Below are 16,212 nucleotides of genomic sequence, written 5' to 3' on the forward strand. Positions count from 1 at the left end.
TGGGTCGTCGTTCACCTGCGGGTGGGTGGTGGCTGGCCGCGCAGTTCCCCGCGCCCCTATCGGGGCACTACCGTGCGTGGTCATCTGCGGGCGGGTGGGGCTTCTCGCGCAGTTCCCCGCGCCCCTGAAGCATGCACTTCGTGCAGCTTCCCCCTGAGGGAAGCGGGGCTTCGCCCCAGCTTCCCCCGATGGAGGCGGCGACGCAGTCGCCCCTCCAGGGGCGCGGGGAACTGCGCGAGCGGCCACGACGAATGTCGAGGAAACTCACCGGCGGAGCCACCCACCTGCCTAGGGGCGCGGGGAACTGCGCGAGCAGGCACGACGAAAGTCGAGGAAACCCACCGGCCGGAGCCGCCCACTCACCTAGGGGCGCGGGGAACTGCGCGATCAGCCACGACGAGCCCGCAGACGATGAATTCACGGCCAGGCCCGCTGCCAAGCGGCCCGCGTCAGAGCGTGAAGCGCTCGCTCTGGAGCAGAGGGCGGACCCGCGCCGCGAAACCCCCCGTACGGAAAGGCCGTTGCAACAACCCCGGGCTCAACTCCTGAGCCAGCGCCGCAGCAACCATCCCCTGATCCAGCGCGAGCGCAAAGTCACTGACCCGCCCCCCGACCACATCGACGGAGTCCCGGAACCCGTACGTCTCGTCGTACGCCCCGAAGTCCCGGTCAAGCGCCCGCAAGTTGGAGAGCGCCTCCCCCCGCGCATACGGCAACGCCAGGAAGGACGCGTGCGGGGTGACGACGCCGAGCGAGTGGTAGCCGTCCTGCTGCATGCCGAGCGCGTCGACCCCGTACTCCCGATACCCGCCGGACGGCACATTCGCAGGCGAGAATCCCCAGTACCCGTACTTCTTCTCGTCGAGCCCGTGCTCGATCTGCCCGCGCACATACCGCCCGTGCGTCCGCCCCCACGACCGGGGCGACCACTCCGCCTCCGGCACGAACAGCGGCACCATCAGCGCCTCGAACATCGACCCGCCCCAGGTCGGCACGAACGTACGCCCCCGGTACGTGTAGTGCCCCTGCCAGACCCGCACCCCGTCGAACGTCCCGTACTCCCCGCCCGGCTCCTGGTCCTGCCCCATGCCGGGCAGCAGCGTACGGAAGAGGTGCCAATAGTGCTCGCCGGGCAGGCTGCCGTCCGCGATGCCCAGGTAACTCGCCATGCGGGGCTCGGTGTTGAGGGCGCCGTAGTGGTGCCCGGTCGGCTCGCCCTTGCCGGGCTTGTCGGGCCAGAACCCGCCACGCAACTGCCCTGGCCCCGCGACCGGATCGGCCGGGTCGTAGGGCGTGTAGTAGTACGACCAGTCGGCACCGGCGAGCAGCCGCGCTACGCGCGGACGCAGCGCCGGTGCCGCGTCGGCGGCGATCCGCAGCCCGGTGACGAGCCACGCGTTGTCCACCGACGACAGGAACGGACGGACCGGATCGCCCGTCCCGGGCCACGCGGTGAGCAGCGAACCGACGTGCGCGTCGTACCAGTTGAACCAGAAGCCGTGCGCCCGCTCCAGCCGCTCGACGGCCGCGACCGTCCGCGTCAGGCGCCGCTCCATCACGTCGCGCGGGATCACGCCGAGCCCGCCGGCGGCGGCGGTCGACCACAGCCCGCAGCCGATGTTCGTCGGCGAGGTCTGCACGGACGGCACCGGCGTCCCCGTCCCGCTCACATCGATCTTGTCGGCGGCCAGCCCGAAGTCCGTGGTCATCGCCTTGATCGAGCGGTACGTGGCCTCGAACCACCGCAGGAGCAAGGCGCGTTCGGTGTCGCGGTTCGAAGCGGCGAGGGCGGTGGGCGCGGCGCCGAGCGAGAGCGCGGCGGCGCTTCCGGCGGCGGCGGTCATGAGGAACGTACGGCGGTCCATGAAGGTCCTTCTTCCGAACGGTCGGTGGCGGGCGGGCCGGTGCGGCCCGCGGGCGTGGAAGGCGAGTCCGTGGTGCTCGTGCGCGGGGGGTGGGGGTGCCGGGCCCACGGGGGTCAGGTTCCGTGGGCCCGGCGTCCCGGAGCGGCACAGCGGGGTGTGGAGTGCCGATCCGGGCGGTTCGCGGGCCGCCGAAGGGGCGGCCGGTAGGAGAGAAGGTGCAGGTCAGAGGCGGGGGAGCGCGCGCTCGCGGCCGAGCCCGCCGAGCCAGCGCGCGGCCGGCTTCGGGGTCCGCTCGAAGGTCACCGGGTCGAAGCCGATGAGCCCGAACGTCGCCTTGTACGTGCCCCACTCGTAGTTGTCGAGCGCGCTCCACGCGAGGTAGCCGCGGACGTCGATGCCGTCGTCCATGCAGGCCGCGACCGCGTCGAGGGCACCGGCGTAGTAGTCGATACGGCGCTGCTCGTCACCGGTGGCCATCCCGTTCTCGGTGACGATCAACGGCATGTCGGGGCCCGCGAGTTCGGCGGTGTGGCGGATCGCGTGACCGACGGCGGCCGGGTAGTACTCCCACTGCGTCAGGGTCCGCTCGGCGTCCTCGGGCGCGGGCACCGGGCCCTCGGGGCCGATCTTCGTGCGGGTGTAGGACTGCACGCCTATCCAGTCGTCGCCGCGCGCCGCCTCGATGAACACGTCCTCGCGCGGGGCGCGGTAGGCGGCCGTGACCTCCTCGGCGCCGGGCAGCGCCTGGTACACCTGGTTGGCTATGGTCCAGCCGACCAGCGCGTCCGGCGCGAACGTGCGGACGGCCTTCACGGCGGCGTGGTGGCAGGCGATGACCGCCCGCGTCGTCTCCTCGTCGGGGAACGGCAGCCCGGCCGGCGGGAAGCCCTGCTCACCGCGCTTGGCGAGGCCGGCCATGACGGCGATCATGTTCGGCTCGTTGATCGTGCAGATGTGCCGCACGCCCTCGGAGACGATGGGCGCGCAGGCCCGTACGTACCGCTCGAACAGCTCGACGGCGCCGTCCGCCGTGAAGCCGCCCAGGTCCTCGAACCACTGCGGAACGGTGAAGTGATGGAGCGTCACCATCGGGCGCAGGCCGCGCGCGATGGCGCCCTCGACCATGCGCCGGTAGTGCGCGATCTCGGCGCGCGAGAAGTGTCCCCGTACGGGCTCGATGCGGGCCCACTCGACGCTGAACCGGTAGTCGGTGAAGCCGAGTTCGGCGAGCAGGTCCATGTCCTGCTCCCAGCGGTGGTAGCTGTCGCAGGCGTCCAGGCTCGGTTCCGCGATCTTCGCCGCCGGGTCGTGCTCCTTGCGCCACCAGTCGCTGTTGACGTTGTTGCCCTCGATCTGGTGGGCGGCCGTGGAGGCGCCCCAGAGGAAGCCGTCGGGGAAGGGGGTGCTGCTGCGCGTCATGGTGAGAGTGCCTGTCTTTCTGCGTACGAGGTGGGGGCGGGGCGGCGAACGCGGCGCCGCGGAGGTCTACGTCAAGAGGCGGCGCGCCGGGGCTACTTCATGCCGGCGGTGGCGACGCCCTGGGTGAAGTGGCGCTGGAGGACCGCGAAGACGACGAGCACGGGCAGGACGACGAGCAGGGAGCCCGCCATGAGCATCCCGTTGGCGCCGCCGACCGTGCGGTTGGGGTCGTTGGCGAAGGTCGCCAGGGCCACCGGCAGGGTGTACTTGGACGGGTCGTTGGTGGCGATGAGCGGCCAGATGAAGTTGTTCCACGACCCGAGGAACGTGAAGATCGTCAGCGTGGCGAGTGCCGGCTTGACCAGCGGCAGCACGATCCGCCAGAAGATGTACCACTCGCCGGCGCCGTCCATCCGGGCCGCTTCGAGCAGTTCGTCGGGGATCGTCTGCATGAACTGCCGCATGAGGAACACCCCGAAGGCGCCCGCCGCGAACGGCAGCACCAGACCGGCGTACGTGTCGAGCAGGCTGAGCTGGTTCATCAGCACGAACAGCGGCAGGATCATCAGGTTGCCCGGCACCATCAGGGCGGCGAGGACGATGCCGAAGACCTTGGAGCGGCCGGTGAAGTTCAGCTTGGCGAGCGCGTAGCCGAGCATCGAGCAGAACAGCAGATTGCAGACGGTGACCAGCACCGCGACGATCAGCGAGTTCATGAAGTAGCGCGGCATGTCGAGCTGGTGCAGCAGATCCCGGAAGTTCTGCAGCGTCCACTCCGAGGGGAGCCACACCGGCGGGCTCGCGGTGAGGTCCTTCTTCGTCTTGAACGCGCTCAGCGCCATCCACAGGAACGGCGTGGCCATGATCAGCAGACCGAGCGAGGCGACGACGTAGAGGAGCGGCTTGCGGGCGCGGCCCGAGCGGCGCGCGGAGGCCGGGGCGGGGGCCGGGGCGGCGGTCACGGGAGTGGCGGGTGCGGCGCTCATTTCGTGTTGTCCTTCATCAGTCGAAGCTGCAACACCGTGATGCCCATGATCACGACGAACAGGACGTAGGCCATCGCGCTCGCGTAGCCCATGTTGAAGAAGCTGAAGCCCTGCTTGTACATGTCGAGCGAGACGGTCAGCGTGGCGTCGGACGGCCCGCCCTGCGTCATCACGAACGGTTCCTCGAAGACGTTGAGGTAGCCGATCGTGGTGATGACCGTGGCGTACAGCAGCGTCGGACGCAGCAGCGGCACGGTGATCCGGCGCAGCTCCTGCCAGGCGTTCGCGCCGTCGAGCCGGACCGCTTCGCGTACCTCGGTCGGGATGGCCTGGAGTCCGGCGATCATGAGGACCATGACCGTGCCGAGGTTGCGCCACACCGCCATCGTGATGAGCGAGGGCATGGCCCAGCCGGGCGAGCCGAGGAAGTCCGGTGCCTTGAAGCCGAGTTCGTCGCCGAGCCCGGCGATCAGCCCGTCCGACGGGTCGAGCACGAACCGCCACACGATGGCGACGGCGACGATGGTGGTGACGACCGGCGCGTAGAACCCGACGCGGAAGAAGGTGCGGGCGCGGTCGATGCCGTTGTTGAGCAGGACGGCGACGAGCAGCCCGAGGACGATGGTGGCGGGCACGCCGACGACGACGAAGTACGCCGTGTTGAACAGCGCCCGCAGGAACTGGTCGTCCTGGAACAGCTTGACGTAGTTGTCGAAGCCGATGAACTTCGCCTCGGCCGGCCGGGTCACGTTGCGCGTGCCGAACTCGGTGAAGCTCATGACGAGCGTCGCCACGATCGGGAACAGCATGAAGACGCCGAACAGCACCAGGAACGGCGTGGAGAACAGCCAGCCGGCCAGGTTCTGCCTGCCCATGGCGCGCTTGCGCGGACGCCTGGCGCGCGGCCCCGGGGAGCCGGTCTTCTCGGTGGTGCCGGCCCCCGCCGGGGCCGGGGCGGGCCGCTCGGCGGCGGCGCCTGGTGTGGTGGTGGACGACATGGTCTGCCCTTCGGACCTGTTGCTCGCGGCGCGGGGACCTCGCCTGGCGGGGCCCCCGCGCGTCTCGCCGGCGCCGTCGTCGGTGCGGCTCATGACAGTGATCGGCGCGTGCGGGCTACTTCTTCACAAGGCCCTCGATCTCGCCCGCCGCCTTGTCGAGCGCGGCCTTCGGGGTGGCCTTGCCGGAGGACACGGACTCGATCGCCGCGTCGACCTTGGACGTGATCTCCGTCCACTTCGGCTGCACGGGGGAGACCTTCGCGCTCTCCATCTGCGTCTTCCAGACCTTCATCTTCGGGTCCGTGGCGAGCGGCCCGGACTTCCAGGCGCCGACGTTGGCGGGGAGGTCCTTGGTCCGGCGGAACCAGTCGGCCTGGCCCTTGGCGTCGGTCAGGTACGAGATGAACTTCTTCGCGGCAGCCTTGTGCTCGCTGTCGGCGGAGACGGCGAGGGAGGAGCCGCCGGCCATGGAGGTGGAGGACTTGTCGGCGGGCACGTTGGCGATGGCCCACTTGCCCTTCAGGGACGGGTAGTTGTCGTCGAGGAGGCCCATGTGCCAGGGGCCGCCGAAGAACATCGGCACGGAGCCCTTGTTGAAGTCCTTCGTCACGTCGTAGCCGGGGCGTACGGACTTCTCGGCGATGCCCTTCTTGAAGTAACTGCCGTAGTTCTCGAGCGCCTTGACGGCGGCCGGGCTGTTGACGACGACCTTGCCGTCGTCGGTGACGATCTCGCCGCCCGCCGAGTACAGGAACTGGTAGAAGCTCTGCACGCTGTCCAGGCCGTTCGGCTGGATCGACAGGCCCCAGGTGGTGCCGGCCTTCTTCTGGTACGCCGATGCCGCCTGCTGGAGCTGGTCCATGGTCGCCGGGGCCTTGGTGATGCCGGCCTTCTCGGCGAGGTCCGTGCGGTAGTAGAGGACGCGGGTGTCCACGTACCACGGCACGCCGTACGTCTTGCCGTCGGCGGTGCCCTGCTTCCAGCCGGCCGGGAAGAAGTCCTTCTCCTTGAACGTGCCGGTGTCCACGGGCTCCAGGGCGCCCATCGCCGCGAACTCGCCGAGGTAGCTGCCGCCCATCTGCATCACGTCCGGCAGCTTGCCCGCGGCCGCGGCGGCGACGAGCTTCTGGTGGGCCACGTCCCAGCCGATCGGGGTGACCTTGACCGTGATGTTCGCGTGCGCCTTCTCGTACTCCTTGGCGACGTCCGCGAGCTTCTCGCCCTCGGTGCCCATCGCCCAGACGGTCAGCGTCTGCTTCGCGTCCGCGCCGACGCCCGAGCCGCCCGAGCCGCCGCAGGCGGTGAGGGTCAGCGCTGACGCCAACGTGACGGCCACGGCTGCGGTGGTGGCGGCGCGGTTCATTGGACGGCTCCTCCTTGAGCGTTCCTGATGTATGCGCTGTCTGTAAGCGCATACATCACTCTGTGGCAGGCATCCCCGATGTGGCAAGAGGGGGCTTGGTCACACTCCCGTAACGGGCCGGACGGTCGCCGCGGCGCGCGTGATTGCCGTTTGCGTTCCGAAACTAGCGGACGTTCCGGGGCGGGCGGTGGCGGCGGGCGGCGGTGGCGGGGGGTGTGGTCGGGGGCGGGCCGGTCTTCTAGGGTCTTCCTTCGGATCAGCCCGCGACCCCGGCATGATCCGAAGGACAGGCCCTAGGGTCGCGGCCATGACACACACTGCGGCGCCGGTGCTCGATCACGACTTCCCGTTCGACCCCACGTACGGCTACGGCCTCGACGACCTGCTGGCCGTGGGCGTGCCGGAGGCGCCCGGCGACTTCGCGGAGTTCTGGCGCGGCCTGTACGAGCGGGCGCGGGCCGTCGAGACGCGGCCCGAGCTGGGCGCGGTCGTGGAGGAGCGCGACGGGGTGCGGGTGCGCGAGGTGACGTACACCTCGGTCGGCGGGGTGCGGCTCGGCGGCTGGGTCGCGCTGCCGGTCGAGGGGCCGGCCGAGCACGGTTTCGTCATCGGGCACGGGTACGGGGGCCGGGACGCGGTCGGCCCCGATGTGCCGCTGCCGCTGCCCCGGTCGGCGGGGATCCTGCCGTGCGTGCGGGGCATGGGGACGCGGGGGCTCGTCGAGGGCGTGCCGTCCGTCGCCGGGGAGCATGTCCTGCACGGGATCGGCTCCCGCGAGTCGTACGTCATCGGGGAGTGCGTCGCCGATCTGTGGTGCGCGGCGTCGGCGCTGCTGGAACTCGTGCCCGAACTGGAGCCCCGGCTCGGGTACTTGGGGGTCAGCTTCGGGGGCGGGCTCGGGGCGCTGGCGCTGCCGTGGGACGAGCGGATCGCCGCAGGGCAGTTGACGGTACCGACGTTCGGGAACCATCCGCTCCGGGTGACGTTGCCGTGCGTCGGCAGTGGGGAGGCGGTGCGGGAGTACTACGCGGGGCGGCCTGAAGTGCTGGACGTACTGCGGTACTTCGACTCCGCTGTCGCCGCGGGGTTCGTGCGGGTGCCGGTGCTGGTGGGCGGGGCGTTGTTCGATCCCTCGGTGCCGCCGCCGGGGCAGTTCGCGGTGTTCAACGGGTTGCCCTCCGGGGGGCGGGAGTTGGTCGTGCTCGGGGCGGGGCATTTTGAGTGGGCGGGGCTTGAGGGGGATGTGGCGGGGCTTGCGGGGGCGGTTCGGGAGTTCTTCGGGCGGGTGTTGAAGTAGGGGGCGTTGTCGTCGCGCCGGCCGGGGGGGGGTGGGTTGTTCGGCTTCCGGTGGGTGGGTGGCTGGTCGCGCAGTTCCCCGCGCCCCTAGGGAGTTATCCGGGTGAGGCTGCTTGAAGCTGAGGTTGCGCAGTTCCCCGCGCCCCTGGAGGGGCGACTGCGTCGCCACCTCTATCGGGGGAGGCTGGGGCGAAGCCCCGCCTCCAGGGGCGCGGGGAACTGCGCGATCAGCCACGACGAATGTCGAGGATCCCCACCGGCCGGGGCCACCCACCTACCTAGGGGCGCGGGGAACTGCGCGAGCAACCACGACGAGAGTCAAGGATCTCCACTGGCCGGAGCCACCCCCCCCTACCTGGGGGCGCGGGGAACTGCGCGAGCGGCCACGACGAGAGTTGAGATGACCCGCCGGGTGGAGCCACGCACCTGCCTAGGGGCGCGGGGAACTGCGCGATCAGCCACGGCGAAAGTCGAGGTTTCCCGCCGGGCGGAGGCCGGGATCAGTGGGGGCCGTCAGGAACTGCGCGGGGGTTGCCAGGGCGTGGAGGGGGAGTTCGTGGTGGGAGGTGGCCGGGAGCGTCGTCACCGTGACGTCACTTAAGAAGGACTCGGCCCGCGCTCCGACCCGCCGTATGTCGTGCACGCGCCCACCGCCCGCCAACACCACAAGCACCGGCACCTCCAGGCCCCGCAACGCCTCCACCGGGGGCCTCGGCCCGCTCACCGGCCGCACGCCGGGGAATCCCGCCGCCGCCTCCTGGAGCGCGACCCAGTCCGGATCGAGCCGGGCGCCCCGCGTCTCCCAGTCCAGAAGGGCCCGCACACGCCCCGGCGCGGGCCGCACCAGCGACGGCACCGCCCGCAGCAGGTACGCCACGCTCAACCCGGCGAAGCAGAGCGTCGGGTCGAGCAGGACGAGCCGCCGTACCCGGCCGGGCGCCCGAAGGGTGTGATGCAGGGCGATCCAGGCCCCGTACGAGTGTCCGCACAGGTCCGTCTCCGTCACCCCGAGCCCGTCGAGGACCGCGTCCAGCCACGCCGACAGATCGGCGGCCGTACGGGGCCGGCGGTCACCGTCACACGTGCTGCGCCCCGGCGCGCCGATCAGGTCGACGGCGAACACCCTCCGGATGCGGGCGAGTTCGGGCATTTGGGCGTACCAGGACGCGGAGGTCGCGCCCCCGCCGCCCGGCAGGAGCACGAGCGGGGGCGCGTCGGCGGGCCCGCAGATGTTGACGTGCGTCATGCCGTACGGGGTCGGCACCCGCGCCGTCTCACGCGCGGCCGGCCACTTGGCCATGACCTTCTCGTAAGCCGTGAAGAAGCGGTCGGCGTCGTACGCGGTGCGAGCCCTCATGGACGGCGGCCCCTATCATCTCGCTCAGCAAGATACTCGTCGAGCGAGATGATACGGAGGCGGCGCGTGGCCGACCAGAGGCCTGAGAGGCCCGAGATGGAGATCGTCCATCTGCTGCGCGCGGTGGTCGTCGACCTGAGCCGGCACACCGCGCGGTTCGCCGAACGCAACGGCATGCACCCCACCGACGTCCGCGCCCTCATCGTCCTGATGGACGCGGCACGCGCGGGCGCGCGGACCACGGCCGGGAGCCTCGGCGGCGGACTGGGGCTCAACTCCGCGGGCACCACAGCCCTCATCGACCGCCTCGAACGCGCGGGCCACGTACGGCGCGTGCGCGACACACGGGACCGCCGCAAGGTCACCATCGAGATCGAGGAGCACGCCGTCGCCCTCGGCCGTGCCCACTTCGGCCCCCTCATCGACCGGGCGACGGCCCTCCTGGGCGGCTACGACGATCACCAAGTCGCTGCGATCAGAGGCTTTCTGACGGGACTTCAGGAGGTCGTGCCGTAGCGGCCGTGTTCAGCCCCGCTGGGGGCATCCGCAGCTCGCGCGGTACGTGGGGGAGACCGGGAGGACCAGCGAGACCGGCGGGGCCGGCTGCGTGCCGTTGAGCCGGCGGACGAGGAGTTCCACCGCCTCCTCGCCCATGCGCCGCATCGGCTGCCGCACGGTCGTGAGCGCCGGCCGCACGAGCCGGCTCAGGGCGATCCCGTCGAACCCCGTGACAGCGATGTCCTCCGGCACCCGCAGCCCGCGCCGCTCCAGCGTGTGCGTCCCGCCGACGGCCATCTGGTCGTTGGCGAACATCAGCGCCTCGGGCCGCTGCCCCCCGGCCCGGTCGAGCAGCGCGTCCGTCGCCCGCGCCCCCTCCGCCTGCGTCATCAGCGCGACCCGTACGTCAGGGACGTCACCGACGCTGATCCCGGCGGCCCGGCACGCCTCGACGTACCCCCGGAACCGGGCCTCCACGTCGGGTGACTCCTCCGCGGAACCGACGTAGGCGAGGCGGCGCAGGCCGTGGTCCTCGATGAGGTGGCGGGTCAGTTCGCGCTGGCCGTCGGCGTTGGCGACCTCGATGTGGTCCAGGTGGTCGAGCTGCTCGGACTCGCGGGGGCCGGCCAGCATGACGACGGGCTGGCGGCGCGAGATCAACTCCAGTTCCTCGGTGGGGACCGTGCGGGCCAGGACCGCGAAACCGTCGACGCGGCCGGCGACCTTCGCCACCTGGCTCTCCGGGCCGCCCTTGAGGGAGGCGGCGATGAGCAGGGCGTATCCGTGGCGGCGGGCGGCGCGTTCCATCCCGCGGATGATCTGGTCGGAGTAGAGGAGCGCGGCGTTGTCGTCGGCCTCGTCGCCGGCGGCGCCCGCGGCTTCCGCCTCCCACTCGGCGTCCGGGTCGGAGTAGTCCGGGAAGCAGAGGCCGAGGACGCCGGTGGAGCGGCTGGCGAGGCCGCGGGCGTTTCCGCTCGGGACGTAGCCGAGTTCGCGGGCGGCGGTGAGGACCTTTTCGCGGGTCTGGGCGCGTACGGAGTCGGGGGTGCGGTAGACCCGGGAGACGGTGGCGATGGAGACGCCGGCGCGGTCGGCGACGTCGTACACCGTGGGGGCTGTGCTCACTGGGTTGACCCCCGGAGTTGTTCGTGTGCGGGTGGGTTTTGGCGGCGGATGAAAGCGCATTCACCCTAGGTGGGGGTGGGGGGTGGGGGCAAGGAGTTCTCGGGGGCCGGGGTTGTTGGGTCGCCGGTGCGGTGGTGAACGTTCTGCGCAGTTCCCCGCGCCCCTGAAGGGGCGCTGCCCCCTGGGGTTGTCGTTCACCTTTCGCCGGGTGGGTGGCTGGTCGCGCAGTTCCCCGCGCCCCTGGGTTGTACTTCGTCCGCGGGTGGGTGGGGCTTCTCGCGCAGTTCCCCGCGCCCCTTCGGTGCGCACTTCGTGCGCTACCTCTATCTGGGGAGGCTGGGGCGAAGCCCCGCCTCCAGGGGCGCGGGGAACTGCGCGACCAGCCGACGGGAGTCGAGGATCCCCACCGGGCGGAGCCACCCACTCACCCAGGGGCGCGGGGAACTGCGCAAACGTTCAGGGCAGCGGGCCTCGCCTGGAGGACTCCCCAGGGGCGCGGGGAACTGCGCGATCAGCCACGACGAAAGTTGAGGTCACTCACCGGGCGGGGCCACCCACTTACCCAGGGGCGCGGGGAGCTGCGCTGGTGGCCGTACCTGTTGGGCCAGGTGGGTGGGGTTGGGGGTGGGCGCGTCGTGTCGGGGCGGGTGTGACGCCCGTATCGCCTTCAGTGGGGCAATAGATGTGATCAACGGTATATACCGCCAAACGTGATCAACCGGCCCGCACCGGAGGTACCCCGTGAAGCCAACCGCCGCCCGCTCGGCCGCGTTCCTCGTGAGCGGCGCGCTCGCCGTGACCACCCTCGCGGGATGCGGCGCCGACGACAACGAGGCGGGCAAGCCCGCGGCCCGGCAGGACATCGCGCCCGCCGCCCGCGACCGGATCAAGGACGGCGGCACGCTGCGCTGGGCGATGGACGACATGCCGCAGACGCTGAACACGTTCCAGGCGGACGCCGACGCCGCCACCAGCCGCGTCACCGGCGCCGTCCTGCCCGCGATGTTCAAGATGGACGCGCAGGGCCGCCCGCGGCGGGACCCGGACTACCTGGAGAAGGCGGAGGTCATCAAGACCGAGCCGAAGCAGGTCGTGCTGTACAAGCTGAACCAGCAGGCCGTGTGGAGCGACGGCCGTGAGATCGGCGCCCCCGACTTCGCCGCCCAGTGGCGCGCCCTGTCCGGCAAGGACTCCGCGTACTGGACCGCGCACAACGCCGGCTACGACCGCATCGAGAAGATCGAGCGCGGCGCGAACGACCTGGAGGTGCGGGTCACGTTCGCCAAGCCGTACGCGGACTGGCGCTCCCTGTTCTCGCCGCTGTACCCCAAGGACGTCATGGGGACCCCGGACCACTTCAACGAGGGCGCGCGCCGCAAGCTGAAGGTGACGGCCGGCCCGTTCGCCCTCTCCTCGACGGACCGTGAGGCGGAGCAGGTCACCCTCAAGCGCAACCCGCGCTGGTGGGGCAGCCCCGCCAAGCTCGACAAGCTGGTGCTGACGGCCGTGCCCCGCGACGAGCGCGCCGCCGCCCTCGCCGCCGGCGACCTCGATCTGGCCGACGTGGACGCGACCGGCGCCGACCGCCTCACCCGCGCCGCACGCGCCGCCCGCACCCCCGAGGGGGCGGCGGGCCCGCCCGCGCACGGCCCCGGCGCCGGGATGACGCCCGCGAAGGCGCTCCGCTCGTGGGCCGTCGCGCACGGCGACGACGAGGAGGCCGCCGCCGAGGAGATCGCCGCCCGCAAGAAGGCCCGTAAGGCACAGCGGACGTACGAGAAGGAGCAGGCGGCGCTGCGCGGCTTCCAGCTCCGCAAGTCCTTCGAGCCCGCCTACACGCAGCTCGCGCTCAACGGCAGCGAGGGCCCGCTCGCCGACGACAGGGTGCGCCGGGCCGTGGCCCGCGCCCTGGACCGCAAGCAGGTGGCCGCCGCCGTCCTCAAGCCGCTCGGCCTGCCCGTCGTCACCGCCGACAACCACCTCGCGCTCGCGGGGCAGGACGCGTACGCCGACAACAGCGACGCGCTCGGCGGCCAGGACACCGCGGAGGCGCAGGCGCTGCTCTCCGAGGCCGGCTGGGTGCCGGGCGGGCCGCTGAAGGAGGAGAAGAAGCCGAAGACCGCCGGCGGCCAGGCCGACAAGGCGTCCGACGACGACAAGAGCGACGACAAGAGCGACGACAAGAGCGACGGTAAGCCCGGCGGGCACGCGCCCGCGCTGCTCGCCCCCGGGCGGGACGCGAGCGCCCAGCACGCGGCGCTGCTGCACCAGGCGGACGCCGCGAAGGTACGGGCGTCGGGTCACGGCAAGCACACCCGGGACACGGCGTCCGAGGCGCTGCGCGGCGGGGCGCCCGGCGCGTACGCCCCCAAGGGCACGGCCGCGCCCGCCGGGGCCGCCGCGGGCGCGCTCGCCAAGGACGGCAAGCCGCTCACCCTGCGCTTCGTGCTCCCCTCGGGGCCCGGCTCGGCGCAGCTCGACACGGTCGCCGACAAGATCACGGGCATGCTGGCGAAGATCGGCGTCCGTACGGACGTCACCAAGGTCGCGGGCGACAGTTACTTCAAGGACCACATCGCCTCCGGCGACTACGACCTGGCGCTGTACTCCTGGCCCGCGTCCGCCTTCCCGGCCACCGACGCCCGCCCGATCTACGCCAAGCCCGTCCCGGCGGCCGACGGCTCGCTGACCGTGGAGCAGAACTACACGCGGGTCGGCACCGACCACATCGACCAGTTGTTCGACGAGGCGGCGGGTGAGCTGGACCCGGCCGAGGAGCGCTCCCTGGTGCGCCAGGCCGACGCCCGGATCTGGGCCGCCGCCGGCTCCATCCCGCTCTACCAGCGCCCCGAACTGGTCGCCGCCCGCCCCGACCTCGCCAACGCCGGCGCCTTCGGCTTCCAGGACCCGCGCTACGAGGACATCGGCTTCCTGAAGAAGGGCGCCGCAGGACCGCAGCGCGCCAAGTGAACCGGGGCGGTCCGCCGCCTCAACTTACGCTCAAATCCCTTGCCCGCCGGACCCCCCGGCGGGCAGGCTTCGTTCTACCCGTTGACCTGGGCTTTCTCCTCCCCGTACCCCGCACTGTGCGCTGCCCCCGCGGCCCCCGGACGGCCCCCACCCGCCGAGCCACGTACCATGGGGTGAGGCCGTGGCGTGTCCAGCCCGGCAGGGCGCGCGTATCACTGATGTACGCGCAGCCGTCCACTCACTCCGGGAGTACGCCGCAATATGGCCACGCGCCACGACATCCGTAACGTCGCCATCGTCGCCCACGTCGACCACGGTAAGACGACCATCGTCGACGGAATGCTGAAGCAGGCCGGCGCCTTCGCCGCCCACCAGCTCGAGTCGGTCGATGACCGCGTCATGGACTCGAACGACCTGGAGCGTGAGAAGGGCATCACGATCCTCGCCAAGAACACGGCGGTGAAGTATCACCCCAAGGACGGCGGGGATGTCATCACGATCAACATCATCGACACCCCCGGCCACGCCGACTTCGGTGGCGAGGTCGAGCGCGGTCTGTCGATGGTCGACGGTGTCGTCCTGCTCGTCGACGCCTCCGAGGGCCCGCTGCCGCAGACGCGCTTCGTACTGCGCAAGGCGCTCCAGCAGCGCCTGCCCGTCATCCTCTGCATCAACAAGACGGACCGCCCCGACGCCCGGATCGACGAGGTCGTCAACGAGACGTACGACCTCTTCCTCGACCTGGACGCCGACGAGGAACAGATCGAGTTCCCGATCGTCTACGCGTGCGGCCGTGACGGCGTCGCGTCGCTGACGAAGCCGGAGGACGGCACGGTCCCGGCCGACTCCACCAGCCTGGAGCCGTTCTTCTCCACGATCCTGGAGCACATCCCGGCCCCCACGTACGACGAGGGCGCCCCGCTCCAGGCCCACGTGACGAACCTGGACGCCGACAACTTCCTCGGCCGTATCGCGCTGCTCCGCGTCGAGCAGGGCGAGCTGCGCAAGGGCCAGACCGTGGCCTGGATGAAGCGCGACGGCTCGATCCAGAACGTCCGCATCACCGAGCTGATGATGACCGAGGCGCTCACCCGCAAGCCCGCCGAGTACGCGGGCCCCGGCGACATCTGCGCCGTCGCGGGCATCCCCGAGATCATGATCGGTGAGACGCTCGCCGACCCGGAGAACCCGGTCGCGCTGCCGCTGATCACGGTCGACGAGCCGGCGATCTCCATGACCATCGGTACGAACACCTCGCCGCTGGTCGGCCGCGGCGGCACCGGCAAGGGCGCGGACGCCAAGGCCGCGGTCAAGGACCGCAAGGTCACCGCCCGCCAGGTCAAGGACCGCCTCGACCGCGAGCTGATCGGTAACGTGTCGCTGCGCGTCCTCGACACCGAGCGCCCCGACGCCTGGGAGGTGCAGGGCCGCGGTGAGCTGGCGCTCGCCATCCTCGTCGAGCAGATGCGCCGCGAGGGCTACGAGATGACCGTCGGCAAGCCGCAGGTCGTCACGCAGGTCATCGACGGCAAGGTGCACGAGCCGGTCGAGCGCATGACGATCGACGTGCCCGAGGAGCACATGGGCGCCGTCACGCAGCTCATGGGCGTCCGCAAGGGCCGCATGGACAACATGTCGAACCACGGCTCCGGCTGGGTCCGCCTGGAGTTCGTCGTGCCCTCGCGCGGCCTGATCGGCTTCCGTACGGAGTTCCTGACGAACACCCGCGGCACCGGCATCGCGCACTCCATCCACGAGGGCCACGAGCCCTGGTTCGGCACGCTGACGACCCGCAACAACGGCTCGCTCGTCGCCGACCGCGCCGGCGCCGTCACCGCGTTCGCCATGACGAACCTGCAGGAGCGCGGCGTGCTGTTCACCGAGCCGGGCACCGAGGTGTACGAGGGCATGATCGTCGGCGAGAACTCGCGCGCCGACGACATGGACGTGAACATCACCAAGGAGAAGAAGCTCACGAACATGCGGTCCTCGTCGGCCGACTCGTTCGAGGCGATCGTCCCGCCGCGCAAGCTCTCCCTGGAGCAGTCCCTGGAGTTCTGCCGCGACGACGAGTGCGTCGAGGTGACCCCGGAGGCCGTCCGTATCCGCAAGGTCGTCCTGGACCAGAAGGAGCGCGGGCGCACCGCCTCGCGCGCCAAGCACGCCTGATACGCGGCCGCCTGAAGGCAGTTGGGCCCGGTACCCCGAAAGGGGTGCCGGGCCCTTCGCGTTGCCGCTACCCTGCCCCTGTCCCGCCCCGGTCTACGCGGGGTGACCGCGCCGGCGCCGGACGGGCCGCGCTCTTCGCGCGCGAGCCGACCCAACAACGGGTCAA

At 71.3% G+C, this 16,212-nt stretch carries 11 protein-coding genes; 4 read left to right on the forward strand and 7 right to left on the reverse strand.

Features of this window, described 5'->3' with window-relative positions:
- Positions 1 to 449 precede the first annotated feature (449 nt).
- The 5 genes from ACZ7LY_RS05630 to ACZ7LY_RS05650 form a co-directional block, all read right to left on the reverse strand.
- Complete coding sequence (locus tag ACZ7LY_RS05630) at positions 450 to 1,865, reverse strand: glucoamylase family protein (RefSeq protein ID WP_471623232.1); 1,416 nt, start codon at positions 1,863 to 1,865, stop codon at positions 450 to 452.
- Between the two features lie 222 nt (positions 1,866 to 2,087).
- Positions 2,088 to 3,284, reverse strand: a complete 1,197-nt coding sequence (locus ACZ7LY_RS05635; RefSeq protein WP_471623233.1) for a glycoside hydrolase family 1 protein — start codon at positions 3,282 to 3,284, stop codon at positions 2,088 to 2,090.
- Positions 3,285 to 3,376: 92 nt separating this feature from the next.
- Positions 3,377 to 4,270, reverse strand: coding sequence for a carbohydrate ABC transporter permease (locus ACZ7LY_RS05640; protein ID WP_471623234.1), 894 nt, complete (start codon positions 4,268 to 4,270; stop codon positions 3,377 to 3,379).
- Positions 4,267 to 5,268 (reverse strand): carbohydrate ABC transporter permease, encoded by a 1,002-nt coding sequence (locus tag ACZ7LY_RS05645; protein WP_471623235.1) that lies wholly within the window; start codon positions 5,266 to 5,268, stop codon positions 4,267 to 4,269. Before ACZ7LY_RS05645 ends, ACZ7LY_RS05640 begins: the two co-directional genes overlap by 4 nt.
- Before the next feature lie 115 nt (positions 5,269 to 5,383).
- On the reverse strand, positions 5,384 to 6,631 hold the full coding sequence (locus ACZ7LY_RS05650) for a sugar ABC transporter substrate-binding protein (RefSeq protein ID WP_471623236.1): 1,248 nt from the start codon (positions 6,629 to 6,631) through the stop codon (positions 5,384 to 5,386).
- Positions 6,632 to 6,938: 307 nt separating this feature from the next.
- Between ACZ7LY_RS05650 and ACZ7LY_RS05655 the strand changes: the two genes are divergently transcribed.
- Positions 6,939 to 7,928 carry an acetylxylan esterase gene (locus ACZ7LY_RS05655; protein ID WP_471623237.1) on the forward strand — a complete coding sequence of 330 codons (990 nt, stop codon included), beginning with the start codon at positions 6,939 to 6,941 and terminating at the stop codon, positions 7,926 to 7,928.
- Between the two features lie 453 nt (positions 7,929 to 8,381).
- On the opposite strand, the gene ACZ7LY_RS05660 is transcribed toward ACZ7LY_RS05655, so the two are convergent.
- Entirely contained in the window at positions 8,382 to 9,284 is a 903-nt protein-coding gene (locus ACZ7LY_RS05660; protein ID WP_471623238.1) for an alpha/beta fold hydrolase, read from the reverse strand.
- A 96-nt stretch (positions 9,285 to 9,380) separates the two neighbouring features.
- On the opposite strand from ACZ7LY_RS05660, the gene ACZ7LY_RS05665 reads away from it, so the two are divergent.
- Positions 9,381 to 9,800 (forward strand): MarR family transcriptional regulator, encoded by a 420-nt coding sequence (locus tag ACZ7LY_RS05665; protein WP_471623499.1) that lies wholly within the window; start codon positions 9,381 to 9,383, stop codon positions 9,798 to 9,800.
- A 9-nt stretch (positions 9,801 to 9,809) separates the two neighbouring features.
- Here the strand turns inward: ACZ7LY_RS05665 and ACZ7LY_RS05670 are convergent, their stop codons facing one another.
- Positions 9,810 to 10,907 (reverse strand): LacI family DNA-binding transcriptional regulator, encoded by a 1,098-nt coding sequence (locus ACZ7LY_RS05670; RefSeq protein WP_471623239.1) that lies wholly within the window; start codon positions 10,905 to 10,907, stop codon positions 9,810 to 9,812.
- A gap of 741 nt (positions 10,908 to 11,648) precedes the next feature.
- On the opposite strand from ACZ7LY_RS05670, the gene ACZ7LY_RS05675 reads away from it, so the two are divergent.
- Both ACZ7LY_RS05675 and typA read left to right on the forward strand, forming a co-directional pair.
- Entirely contained in the window at positions 11,649 to 13,877 is a 2,229-nt protein-coding gene (locus tag ACZ7LY_RS05675; RefSeq protein WP_471623240.1) for an ABC transporter family substrate-binding protein, read from the forward strand.
- Between the two features lie 261 nt (positions 13,878 to 14,138).
- Entirely contained in the window at positions 14,139 to 16,046 is a 1,908-nt protein-coding gene (gene typA / locus ACZ7LY_RS05680; RefSeq protein WP_471623241.1) for a translational GTPase TypA, read from the forward strand.
- Positions 16,047 to 16,212: the final 166 nt, after the last annotated feature.

The sequence above is a fragment of the Streptomyces sp. NPDC107550 genome, from assembly GCF_055639095.1.

What these genes read in the sequence shown, in the direction of transcription:
- typA (WP_471623241.1), top strand. Translation starts at nt 14,139, where the DNA reads ATGGCCACGCGCCACGACATCCGTAACGTCGCCATCGTCGCCCACGTC.
- ACZ7LY_RS05645 (WP_471623235.1), bottom strand. Translation starts at nt 5,268, where the DNA reads ATGTCGTCCACCACCACACCAGGCGCCGCCGCCGAGCGGCCCGCCCCG.
- ACZ7LY_RS05655 (WP_471623237.1), top strand. Translation starts at nt 6,939, where the DNA reads ATGACACACACTGCGGCGCCGGTGCTCGATCACGACTTCCCGTTCGAC.
- ACZ7LY_RS05665 (WP_471623499.1), top strand. Translation starts at nt 9,381, where the DNA reads ATGGAGATCGTCCATCTGCTGCGCGCGGTGGTCGTCGACCTGAGCCGG.
- ACZ7LY_RS05630 (WP_471623232.1), bottom strand. Translation starts at nt 1,865, where the DNA reads ATGGACCGCCGTACGTTCCTCATGACCGCCGCCGCCGGAAGCGCCGCC.
- ACZ7LY_RS05640 (WP_471623234.1), bottom strand. Translation starts at nt 4,270, where the DNA reads ATGAGCGCCGCACCCGCCACTCCCGTGACCGCCGCCCCGGCCCCCGCC.
- ACZ7LY_RS05635 (WP_471623233.1), bottom strand. Translation starts at nt 3,284, where the DNA reads ATGACGCGCAGCAGCACCCCCTTCCCCGACGGCTTCCTCTGGGGCGCC.
- ACZ7LY_RS05660 (WP_471623238.1), bottom strand. Translation starts at nt 9,284, where the DNA reads ATGAGGGCTCGCACCGCGTACGACGCCGACCGCTTCTTCACGGCTTAC.
- ACZ7LY_RS05650 (WP_471623236.1), bottom strand. Translation starts at nt 6,631, where the DNA reads ATGAACCGCGCCGCCACCACCGCAGCCGTGGCCGTCACGTTGGCGTCA.